Source organism: Streptococcus nidrosiense (assembly GCF_042140045.1).
Lineage (GTDB): Bacteria > Bacillota > Bacilli > Lactobacillales > Streptococcaceae > Streptococcus > Streptococcus nidrosiense.
Genome location: NZ_CP152419.1, coordinates 1,494,525 through 1,506,377 on the forward strand (window position 1 = coordinate 1,494,525; position 11,853 = coordinate 1,506,377).

6 protein-coding genes and 2 pseudogenes are annotated in these 11,853 nt (G+C 38.5%); all 8 read right to left on the reverse strand.

Annotated elements, in window-relative coordinates:
• Positions 1-2,352, reverse strand: a pseudogene (locus tag AAFQ93_RS07155) (pneumococcal-type histidine triad protein); the annotation flags it as partial.
• Positions 2,353-2,511: 159 nt separating this feature from the next.
• A pseudogene (locus AAFQ93_RS07160) lies at positions 2,512-3,438 on the reverse strand (pneumococcal-type histidine triad protein); the annotation flags it as partial.
• Positions 3,439-3,445: 7 nt separating this feature from the next.
• The gene (locus tag AAFQ93_RS07165) at positions 3,446-4,375 is read right to left on the reverse strand and encodes a metal ABC transporter solute-binding protein, Zn/Mn family (protein ID WP_301560178.1); all 930 of its coding nucleotides are present in this window, start codon (positions 4,373-4,375) and stop codon (positions 3,446-3,448) included.
• Positions 4,376-4,661: 286 nt separating this feature from the next.
• On the reverse strand, positions 4,662-7,730 hold the full coding sequence (locus tag AAFQ93_RS07170) for a pneumococcal-type histidine triad protein (protein ID WP_375555046.1): 3,069 nt from the start codon (positions 7,728-7,730) through the stop codon (positions 4,662-4,664).
• Positions 7,731-8,040: 310 nt separating this feature from the next.
• Positions 8,041-8,295, reverse strand: coding sequence for a DUF3884 family protein (locus AAFQ93_RS07175; RefSeq protein ID WP_373093523.1), 255 nt, complete (start codon positions 8,293-8,295; stop codon positions 8,041-8,043).
• 42 nt (positions 8,296-8,337) lie between these two features.
• Positions 8,338-9,744 (reverse strand): 6-phospho-beta-galactosidase, encoded by a 1,407-nt coding sequence (gene lacG, locus AAFQ93_RS07180; RefSeq protein ID WP_375555047.1) that lies wholly within the window; start codon positions 9,742-9,744, stop codon positions 8,338-8,340.
• Between the two features lie 99 nt (positions 9,745-9,843).
• On the reverse strand, positions 9,844-11,535 hold the full coding sequence (locus AAFQ93_RS07185; RefSeq protein WP_375555048.1) for a lactose-specific PTS transporter subunit EIIC: 1,692 nt from the start codon (positions 11,533-11,535) through the stop codon (positions 9,844-9,846).
• Positions 11,535-11,852, reverse strand: a complete 318-nt coding sequence (locus AAFQ93_RS07190) for a PTS lactose/cellobiose transporter subunit IIA (RefSeq protein WP_060955786.1) — start codon at positions 11,850-11,852, stop codon at positions 11,535-11,537. The genes AAFQ93_RS07185 and AAFQ93_RS07190 overlap by 1 nt, the downstream gene beginning before the upstream one ends.
• Position 11,853 lies beyond the last annotated feature (1 nt).

Genomic DNA, 11,853 nt, shown 5'->3' on the forward strand with positions numbered 1-11,853 from the left:
TTATTCTGCTACTTTTTCTCTTGTTTCTGGAGAGCTAGTTGCAGGAGTTAAGTTCGTCTCAGCTTGTTTATCGTTTGTTTCTTTATTGGCTGTTTCTGTGCCAGCTTCAGCTGGCTTGACTTTTGATTGAAATTCTTGGTTTAATAAAACGATTTCTTGAGCAAGAGCTAAAAGAGCTTGCTTGTCTTTGCTTGCTGCACTAAGCTTATCAAATAAGGCGTCTACTTTTTCAAAGTCAGCATCAGAACCATTATTCATTTCTAAATAAGTATGAAGGGCAATGACACCATTATAAAGTTTTTGGTAGAGAACTAAAACTTCTGGGTCTTGGTTTGCATTTTCACGTTCATTCTGAATAGTCTGTGAAATACGTTTCAGAAGATCTTGGACTTGCGTATTTAATTCATCAAGGTCTGCGTCATCTTTATCTAGAGCAGCTTTCAGATTTTTAACTTCGTCAGCAAGTGAAGCTTTAACTCCCTCTTCTTTGACTTGAGCTACTAATTCTTCAGCTTTTGTTAAGAGTTCTTCTACTTGACCTTTTCGAACATGATTGCTTTGTTCCTCAGGTTGAATATCATCATACAAACCTTTCAAAAATTCATAGACTGCCGTTTTAGCACTATGACCATCCACTTTTTCAGTGTCTAGGATCGTTTCAGAAGGTTTATGAGCAACTGATTCATTCTTCACTGCTTCTTCTACCTCTAATTTTGTTTGATAGATTTCAGGGAAGAGTTTGTTCAAGTCAGTTGCCTTAAGGAAAGATTGTGACTGATAAAGAGTCCAAGTTAAGTTAGCAACTTTATTTCTAAGAGTGTCATTTAAACGACCATCTGACAGATGTTGGTAGAAATACTTAATGTATTCGACTGTCGTAACACCAGTTCGATCATTAAAATCTTGCAGAGCTTGTAGTTTAGCTTCAACTGCATCTAAACCAGCCTCATCTTGAGCCAATTTATTTTCTTGGAGTTGAGCCAAAAGATCCTTTTTAGGAAGTCCATAAGCATCCGTATCCAAGGTATTAATCTTATCTACTAAAGCTTGATATTTCTTGTCTAATGGACTGATTTCTGTTGGTTTTACACTAGAATCAACGTGGATATACTGCTTGTCAAAGAGATCTAAAGCAGCCAGATAACCAGCTGTTGAGTTGGTTGAGAGCTTCTTCATATTTTCAGAGAATTGTCCCAAGGAAAGCTCAATTTGTCTTTGTAAAATTGGTTTATCTTTATAGACTTCACGACTTTCTGCTAGAAGTTGATCAACCTTATTTTGAACAGTAGCTTCATCAAAGGTTCCTGGTTGGTAGTTAGACTGCAAGGCAGGAATCTTATGTTTCAAAGCCACTTCATAGCCTTTAGTTTGTACTTTGATGTAGTGATTATGATCACCGTGAGGAATGACAAAGCTACCATTTTCAACCTGTAAGCTATAAGGAGAAACACCATCACGTAAAGCAGTTGTATAGAGTTCGTTTAGGAAATCAAGCTCTGCATCTCCTGTTTGGAGAGGAATACGAACGTGTTCCTTTCGAACTGCATAAGGGTGAATGTGAGTTGGGTCGTAAGCCTGGTCTGGATTTCCAAATACAAAGAATCCATTTGAAATTCGAATCGCTTCAAGCGGAACACCATAGGTTTTAGAGATATAAGCTATCTTTTCTTCATCGCTGGCATCTCGAGAGAAACTTTCTACAGTCTTGGCAAGAGGTTTTACAGGTTCCGCCTGATGTTGACCATGCAGATGCTCTTGAGCTGCCTTTATCTGCTCTGCTGACAAATCTTTCTTAAAGAAATAATGGGCATGGTCTCCATGTGAAACCACAAAACCTTGCTCATCCTCACTAATCACTCGCTCAGCGGCAAAGCCATGATCATGTTCATCTTCATGATGCTCGTGTTTCACTTCATTCTCTTTATGAGTGTTTGGATTATCTTTTGTAACTTCTGTTTGGCTATGCCCATGTAAATGTTCTTTCGCTGCCTTAATCTGCTCTGCTGACAAATCTTTTTTAAAGAAATAATGTGCATGGTCCCCATGTGAAACTACAAAACCTTGCTCATCTTCTCTAATCACACGCTCAGCGGCAAAGCCATGATCATGTTCATCTTCATGATGCTCATGTTTCACTTCATTCTCTTTATGAGTGTTTGGATTATCTTTTGGAACTTCTGTTCGGCCATGACCATGCAAATGTTCCTGCGCTGCCTTTATCTGCTCTGCTGACAAATCTTTTTTGAAGAAATAGTGGGCATGGTCCCCATGTGAAACTACAAAACCTTGCTCATCTTCTCTAATCACACGCTCAGCGGCAAAGCCATGATCATGTTCATCCTCATGATGGTTCTTATGACTTACATTTTTATGATCACGCTGAACTGTTGGTTTATTTTGATTTTCTAACGGCTTTGTTAGTGTTAGGGCACCGCCAAGTGGTATCAAACGAGCAATTTTTTGCTCCAAAGCAGACATACTACTATAAGGAATGAAATGGTAGTGATTGCCGTGTGGAATCGCAACTCCTGATGGTGTTCGACTGGTAATTTTAGCTGGGTCAAATACCAAACCATCAGATTCTTGATAGCGTTGACTAACTGGTAAAGCATATAACTGAGCAAGAAGACTTTGGAGGCTATCCTCTTGATCTACTGGGATGCTTGTTGCTGGGCTATCGGCTTGAGAACTTGGTGTAACACTTGGATTTGGTTTATAATCCGTCAGGCTTGGTTGACTTCCTCTTCCAGCTAGATAGGCTTGAGCTGCTGCTAATTCACTTGAAGATAGGGCACTCTTTGGAACGTAGTGATAATGCCCACCGTGAGGAACGATATAAGCATCCCCTGTATCTTCAATAATATCTGCAGCATTAAAGACATAACCATCATCCGTTGTATATCGGCCTTGTGCTCTGGCAGCAAGAACTTCCTCACTTGCATTACCACTATCTGATGTGTGTTCTTGTTTTTGCTGCTCGATTTGTTCTTTGGTACGGACATTATCAGCATGGCTTGCATCTTTTAGATAGACATAGTATTTGCCGTCCACTTTGATAATATAGCCACCTTTAATCTCATTGACAATATCTTGATCACGCAACTGATAGTTCGGATCTTTCATGACCAGTTCTTCACTAAAGATGGCATCATAAGGCACCTTACCATTATAGTAATGGAAATGGTCGCCGTGGGACGTCACATAACCTTGATCAGTGATCTTGGTAACAATCTGTTCAGCTTCTATTCCTTCCTTCTTGCTAACTTGATCTGGTGTCAGAGATTCATTCTTCTTAGCTTCAGATCCTTTACCGTCAACATAGGATACACGATTATCATCTTTTTTCTCAGGTGCTTGATGTTGATTCAAAGCATAAACGCAGACACTTAAAGCAAGGACCACTGCAGATCCTGCTAGATATTTTTTATTAATCTTCATAATCTCCTCATTTCAATTCTTCAGCTAAGATAGCCATATTTTCTTCTAGGTTTTCTATGTAGGACTTGTCATTTTGTGGGTCGGCCTCTAAAGGATTGAGAGTTTTCAGACTCACACCTGTTGATTTGACAAGTGTATCAGCTACCTTTGATGAAGCGTTACTCTCTGTAAAGATGGTCTTTACCTTATAAGTCTTTACAAATTCCTGGATTTCAGTCAATTGTCTTGGACTTGGTTCTTGATCAGGAGATATTCCTGCAATCCCAAGCTGATTGAGTCCAAATCGTTTTGCCAAATATGAAAAGGCTGTGTGTTGGGTCACAAATGTCTTTTGATTTGCTTTTTCAAAGATGGGTTGGTATTTCTTAGTTAAGTCATGAGCCTTGGCACTAAAGTTCTCTGCATTTTTCTGATAGGTATCCTTGTTGGCACTGTCCAGTTCGGATAACTTATCAGCAATTATCTGTGCTTCTTCTGCAACCTTTTCAGGATCTAACCAAGTGTGTGGATCATACAAGGTCTTCTCATCAATCCCATCTCCTGCCTGCATATCTTCTAACCCAGGCACGCGCTCCAAGGTCATACCTTCTGATGCTTCCAACACCTTTACCTTGGACTTTTGTAGGCTCGGATCCAAACTTCCCGCCCATGACTCTAATGTATGAGAATGATAAACAAAAACATCAGCATCATAGATGGCTGCAATATCATTTGCAGAAGGTTCAAAGGAATGGATACCAGAACTAGACTGAATCATCCGAACATCATTTAGATCACCTGAAACCTCTTTGACCATAGCATAGACAGGATAAAAACTGGTCACAATCTTCATCCCCTTAGTTTCATCACTCTTGTCTTGACTGGTCTTTTGTCCACAAGCTCCTAAAACGAGAGCAAAGAAGGCAATCATGAGCCATAGGATAGTTCTTTTTTTCATAACAACTCCTTAACTAGTATTTAACCATTTAATTAACTAGTAAACATTTTACTCCTAAAAATTTAAAATGTCAATATTTTTTATAGATTTTCATGAAAAAAGTGAGAACTAGATTTCATTATCAGTTCTCACTGGTTATTTTTAACATTTGACTTTTAATTGTTTTAGAACTCCTTGATTCATTTTTTAAGACAGCAAATTTCAGTTTTTTAACAAAGAAAAGGACATTATTCAATCAAAAATCGAATAATATCCTTTCGAGTAGATTATAACTAATAAAAATCTTTTAAGGTTTTATTTGTTTTAGTGTCTTAATGTCATACATCACTAATTCACCGTTTTTATTGTAAAACTGAACCCCATCTGGTTGAAAGATTAGAAACTTAGGATCAATTTGGGCAATTTTCGCTAACTTTTCTATATGTTCATTTAAAGTTACTTTATCTAACCCATAGTCTGGTAAATCATCGTCATTTTCTTCTTTGGCATTCTCTTTATTTTCTGAAGGAATTTCGTTGGTTGTACCAGTCTCATTCTCCCCTGTATTTTTCTTCGGTTGCTCCTCATTTTTATCTACAGCAGTATTATTCTTATCACTATTTTCAGTATTGTTTGAATCAGGTTTTAATTCTTTATTAGGATGTGTAGACGTTTCAGTTTTGGATTCTTTTTCTTTTTTTCTTTTTGCTATTAAGTCTTGTGCTTCTTTCCATTCTACTTCTGACAAGTCGGATTTAGTGATACTTCTCAATGAACCACCTCCCGCTCTTGGAATACTAAATGATTTGTCTTCCCATACAAAAGTTTCTTTTGCCAATACATCTTTCGGATCAAAAATATAACCATCTGGAGTTGCAAATCGACCTTCTGCAAGAGCTTTCTGAACTTCTTCAGCAGAATGGATAATTTGCCAATTCTGCATTCCAGCGCGTTTTTCAAGAGGAGTCACATTAGCAATAACAGATCCAGCATCATCATGACCTGGTTTTGACCAAACTTCAGGACGCACATCAGGATGTTGCATTACATATTTTATAGTTGCTATTTGCTCACTATTTAACCAAGAATAAGGAACAACGTGAATATGATCAATGTGTGGAATAATGAATGAACTTCCAGTATCATAGGTAGTATTGGCTGCATGCATAGGCAAGCTAGATACATCAACAGCTAATCTTGGTTTAATTTCTGTTTCTACAATATCATAACGATAATTATCTTTATCTTTAAGCATTAGTTCCTGCTCAGAAAAAGCTATTTGAGTAAGATCGAGTTCTTCACGTGAATAAAAATAATCTTTACCACCTTCATTAATTATATAACCAACTTTACTATTTCTAGAAATTTTATTAGTTACTTTTTTATAATCAAACTTTGGTCTTTCCTCCTCATCTGAGTGTACTGAAGAAACGATGGAATCTGGATTTTTACCAGTTTCTTGAATCCATTTGGCAACTTCATCCAATTCGAATTGTTCTAATTCACCATATCCCATATAATGGAAATGATCTCCGTGTTTGGCAATAACACCTGATTTATCAACAGAATCGATGGAATCTTTGGTAAATATATATCCATCGCTCGTATCATAAGGTTTACCATCTAAACCTTTTCCATAAGCTTTGATTGGTTGTCCTAAGAACTTATGAACTACTTCTTTTGATGCTAAAGGTTTAATATCTGTAACAATTTCGTTTAATCCATTTTGCCCTTTTAACGGAATCATTCTTGCAATCTTCTGCTCTAAATCAGACATTTGTGAATAAGGAATAAAGTGATAATGGTCTCCGTGAGGCACTGCGACACCATTTGCAGTACGTTTGATGATTTGTGCCGGATCAAAGACTAGACCATCCGATTCCACATGGCGTTCTGATAAAGGTTTTGCATACAATTCACTTAAAAGTGTTGAAATGACTTCCCCTTGATTTTGATGATAAGTTGGTGTGACAGTCAGATTTGGAGTCTCTGTCAAACTTGGTTGAGCTGGCTTAGAATTATCACTACTTGGTTTACTTGAACTTGTAGAGGAATGTGCGCCTTGTTTACCATTCCAATAAGCTTGGGCAGTAGCCAATTCTCCTGCTGACAAATCACTCTTAGGGATATAGTGGAAATGATTGCCGTGTGGTACAACAAAAGCGTCTCCTGTATCTTCAATCACATCTGTCGGACTAAAGATATACCCATCATCCGTTGTATAGGCTCCTCCAGTTCCTCGATTCGGTGCCGGCGTATTGAGATTAAAGTTTGGTTTAATGGTTGAACTTGGTTTCTCAGAACTGCTTGGTTTCGGATTATCAGCATGACTTTGAATTGGCTGACCTCCAATTGGCAGATTTCGAGCCAATTTTTCTTCCAAAGCAGACATTTGCGAATACGGAATGAAATGGAAATGATCCCCGTGAGGAACTGCCACACCATTTGCAGTACGTTTTGTAATCTGTGCTGGGTCAAATACTAATCCATCAGATTCCACATGACGTTGGCTAAGTGGCAAAGCGTACAATTCTTGAAGGAGACTAGCTAAATCCTCACTTTGACTTTCAGAATCTGTTGCAGGATCTTGAGGTGTCTCAGATTGACTCGTTCTCACACTAGATCTTGTTTCTCCTCTGCTTGAACGATATTCAACGGTACTTAATTGACTACCTTTACCAGATAAGAAGGCCTGAGCAGCAGCTAATTCACTGGCAGACAAATCACTCTTCGGAATATAGTGGAAATGATTACCATGAGGAACGATATAGGCATCACCTGTATCTTCTATGATATCAGAGGCATTAAAGATATACCCATCATCCGTTGTATAACGGCCTTGAGCTCTGGCTGCAACTACCGCCTGATCGTTAGAACCGCCTCCATGATTATGACTATGTTCCTGCTTCTGACGTTTAATCTCTTCTTTTGTACGAATATTGTCCGCATGAGCCGCATCCTTAAGGTAAACATAGTATTTCCCGTCAACCTTAATCACATAGCCACCCTTGATTTCATTGACAATGTCTGAATCCTTCAACTGATAATTCGGATCTTTCATCAGCAGTTCTTCACTGATGATAGCATCATAAGGAACCTTGCCATTAAAGTAATGATAATGGTCCCCATGTGAAGTCACGTAACCTTGATCGGTAATCTTAACGACAATCTGCTCAGCATTGATCCCCTCTCGCTGACTAACTTCATCTGGTGTCAGATTTTCAGTCTTAGTACTAGCCTGATTTCCTTCTATATAAGCCACACGATTAGGCTCTTTGCTAGTCTGTACCGCTTGGAAACGCCCCAGTTCATAACTTGAAAGGCTTAATGCTAAAAGAGCTACCGAACCAAGAACATATTTTTTATTGATTTTCATCTAAACACACTTCCTATTTCATTTATTCGTTAAATAAAGAACTACACTTTTTCCTAAAGAACTTCCTTAACTGGTTAAGCACATAACTGAAAAACGAAATCACTTTTAAAACTCCTCCTTCTATTTTCTATTTATCAAACAAGATTTGAGCGAGTGAGTTACCTCTTTATATACTTAACCAGTTATTTAACTAGTTAATAGTTTACTCCTATCACATAAATCTGTCAAGAATTTTTTTGTCTTTCAGGTAAAATCTAGATAAAAAAGAGGAATATCCCCTAGTATGAGATAGATTCCTCTTTTTACTATATTAGTGTTGAAATGGCATAAAATCCGATTCAAAGCAAATGTTATCCTTATCTTCTGCGTTGACAAAATTTAAAAACAGCTTTTGAAATTCTTCAAATTCATAGTCTGAATGACAAATCCACTCCTTACCCGTCGAGACATACCATTTTCCAAGACTTGCAAGTTGCTCCTTGGTCAAGGATGGTACATGAGAGCAATGTTCAAAGTTAATAATATAAACTTTTTCATAGACTGATTTAATAAAATTTTTCAGCATAAACTTTCCTCGCTTGAACTCTATACCTAATGACTATTAGTACTATTCAATCACTTGGGTTTCTGCTAATTTCTTGTACCAATGTGCAGATTTCTTAGGATAACGTTCTTGTGTATCGAAGTCAACATAGAAGAGTCCGTAACGTTTTTCATAACCATTAGACCATGAAAAGACGTCCATCAATGACCAGATGAAGTATCCTTTGACGTTTGCACCATCTGCAATCGCATCAGACAATACTTCCAAGTGTTGTTTCACATAATCAATACGGCCATCATCGTAAACAGTGTTGTCCACAAATTCATCTTTGTATCCAAGTCCGTTTTCAGTGATGTAGATCTTCTTGTAGTTTGGATAATCTTTCTTAACACGCATGATTTGATCATACAAACCTTGAGGGTAGATGATCCAGTCCCAGTCAGTACGAGGTACATAGTCAGGAGCTACACGACGACCAACACCCTTGATCTGGTATTTAGAGCTTCCTTTTTCACCTTTACCGTTGTGGATGATCTCAGTTTCACCATCAAAGGCTTCCATCCAATCGCTCATATAGTAGTTAATTCCGAGGAAGTCATTCAAATCTTTAGCTGCTTCAAGTGCTGCAAAGTCTTCGTCACGAAGATCCAAGCTACCACCATTTACTGATAAGATGTGGTTTACACCTTCCATTGTTGCATCTGAATAGTGTCCAAGGTATGTAGCATCCAAGATAAATTTGTTGTGGATGATATCTTCCAACTCAGCAGCACGAACGTCTGCAGGATTTTTAGGATCCAATGGATACTTAGTTGGAAGGGCGTGAACAACCCCGATTTCACCTTTATAGCCTTTGTCTTTGTACAATTTCACAGCACGAGCATGAGACACCATCATATTGTGGTGAGATTGGAATACTTTCGCAAGGTCGTATTGAATACCTGGTGGGAATTTACCGACCAAGTATTGACCGTCACCGATTGGACCAATTTCATTAAAGGTTGTCCAGTAGTTGACTTCTGGGAATTCTTCAAAACAGAATGCAGCATAATCTACAAAGTGTTCGATGTTTTCACGATTTAAGAAGTCTCCATTTGAGTGAAGAGCTTCAGGTGTATCAAAGTGATGAAGAGTAACGAACGGTTCTACATGACGTTTATGACATTCAGCAAATAACTTATGATAGAATTCTACCCCTTTTGGATTTACTTCACCATAACCAGTTGGAAAAATACGTGACCAAGCAATAGAAATACGGATACCGTTTACCCCATATTCCTCAGCCAACTTTAAGTCCACTGGATATTTATGGTAGAAATCACTCGCTGGTTCAGCTGTATACCAATAGTTATCAGCTAAATATTTATCCCATGCAACTGGTCCTTTACCATCTGTATGTGTAGCACCTTCTGCTTGATAAGCCGCTGTTGCGCCACCGAAAATAAAATCTTTAGGCAATGTTTTAGACATATGTTTCCCCTTATCCATTATTAAATAAAAACAAAGCGAAATGGAGAGGAGTCAGTGAGGTACCCTTCTCCATCTCACTTCAATCAACAGTATTTATTATTATTGAAATTGTTCTTGAACAAATGCAAGAGCACCTTTACCATCACGAGTCAACTTGATGTATTGAGCTCCTTCAGTCTTAGCCAATTTGATTCCAAGTTTATCTGTTTCAGCCTTCATGTCCTCATAGTTTGAAGCAACTTGTGGTGCTAAGATAACCAAATCAAACTCTGGTAACATTTCACGGTGAGCTCCATAGCCACCAGCGGCTGCCTTAACTGGCACCTTGTATTCTGCTGCCGCTTTATTCAAGGCATTTGCAAGAAGACCACTTGTTCCTCCACCCGCACAAAGAACGAGCACGTTTGTTTCTTCAGTAATTGTATTTTGTGCTGATTCTACTCCAGCTTTTTCAAGGATAGCATCTGCTTTAGCAGTATTGAAGTTTGCGGCTACTTTTTCTTTTAATTCATCGTTGGCTTTACCAGAACGTTCTTCTTCAAGAATTTGTTCGTCATAAACTTTAAGGAATGGATAGTAGATAGCAATATCCACTACGATTAACAATGCTGCAAGAGCAAATGACAAGAACTGGAAGTTTGTACCAAGAACAATACCTAGAGGCCCAGGTGTAGTCCATGGAAGGTTGGCAGTAAATGAGTTCATGCCGAGAGTTTCGATAAAGAACTTAAAGATCCATACGTTTGCAATAGGTGCGAAGATAAATGGAATAAAGAAGATTGGATTCAAAACAAGTGGTGCACCAAACAAGATTGGTTCATTTACACCGAAGAATGTAGGAACTACTGAAGCACGTCCGATTGCACGATTACGCTTAGACTTACACAACCACATAAACATGAATGGAACTACAAGAGTTGCTCCTGTACCACCCATAGTGACGATAAACATTTGTGTACCAGATGTAAGGATCTTATCAGCGTGCATACCTTGTTGAAGAAGGTTCAAGTTGACTTCGGCATTTGCATAAGTAATCGCTGCAATGGCAGGTTCAACGATAGATGGGCCGTGAATACCGACAAACCAGAAGAAGGCAAAAGCACCAAAGATAATAGTAATACCAAGATAACCGTCTGCTGCTGAGAAAAGAGGTGCAAAGAACTTACCGATTGATTCTGCAACACTTGTACCAACAAAATGACGTGCAAGCAAGTCAAGAGCATAAAGAGAAACAACGGAAAGTGTAAAAGGAATAACGTCTTTGAAGACTTGTGAAATATTTGGTGGAACTTCGTCAGGCATGCGAATAGTAACGTTGTTCTTCACACAAACCTTATAGACAGCTACAGTTACAAAAGCTGCCAGGAAGGCTGAAAGCAACCCTTTTGTTCCAAGGAAACCAGTTGCAAAGCCACCCTCGATTGGATCAGCTGCCAACATCAATAAACCAACAATAGCCGCCAAGAGCGTTGACATATAGTTGATTTGGTTGGTTTTCTCCATACTACGATTGACGGAGTCTGTTAAAGATTTAGCAGTGGTACCAGCTACCAAGACTGCTAGAATCCCCATAGAGTAGCTGTAAGGTTTCATCAAAAGTGCTACTACTTCATCAGACCATTTAAAGCCCCAAGAGTTTGGAACAAAAGCAATCAAGATAAAAATACTTGAGAAGAGAATGACTGGCATTCCTGCGATAAATCCATCACGAATAGCACGAAGATAGATATTTCGAGATAGTTTTTCAAAGAAAGGCTTCCCTTTCTCGATATAGGCAATTAACTTATTCATTATTTAGCTCCTCTTTTATAAAGTTCAATTAAATGATGCACCAAATCTTTTAGCAAGATTGTTGTCATCAGGTGATCCTGTCCGTGCATCATTGTGATGCTGTATGGAATTTCTTCCCCTGCAGCTTCTTGAGCAAGCATAGATGTTTGCGCTTTGTGAGCTTCCGCAATGCAACCTGCTGCTTCTTCAACAAGAGCTTCTGCTTTCGCAAAATCACCAGCTTCAGCAGCCTTCAAAGCTTCCAATAATTTTGAACGAGCATCACCTGCATAGGCAACGATTTCAAAACCTAACAATGTTACTTCTTCTCTATTCACG

What these genes read in the sequence shown, in the direction of transcription:
- AAFQ93_RS07165 (WP_301560178.1), bottom strand. Translation starts at nt 4,375, where the DNA reads ATGAAAAAAAGAACTATCCTATGGCTCATGATTGCCTTCTTTGCTCTC.
- AAFQ93_RS07170 (WP_375555046.1), bottom strand. Translation starts at nt 7,730, where the DNA reads ATGAAAATCAATAAAAAATATGTTCTTGGTTCGGTAGCTCTTTTAGCA.
- AAFQ93_RS07175 (WP_373093523.1), bottom strand. Translation starts at nt 8,295, where the DNA reads ATGCTGAAAAATTTTATTAAATCAGTCTATGAAAAAGTTTATATTATT.
- lacG (WP_375555047.1), bottom strand. Translation starts at nt 9,744, where the DNA reads ATGTCTAAAACATTGCCTAAAGATTTTATTTTCGGTGGCGCAACAGCG.
- AAFQ93_RS07185 (WP_375555048.1), bottom strand. Translation starts at nt 11,535, where the DNA reads ATGAATAAGTTAATTGCCTATATCGAGAAAGGGAAGCCTTTCTTTGAA.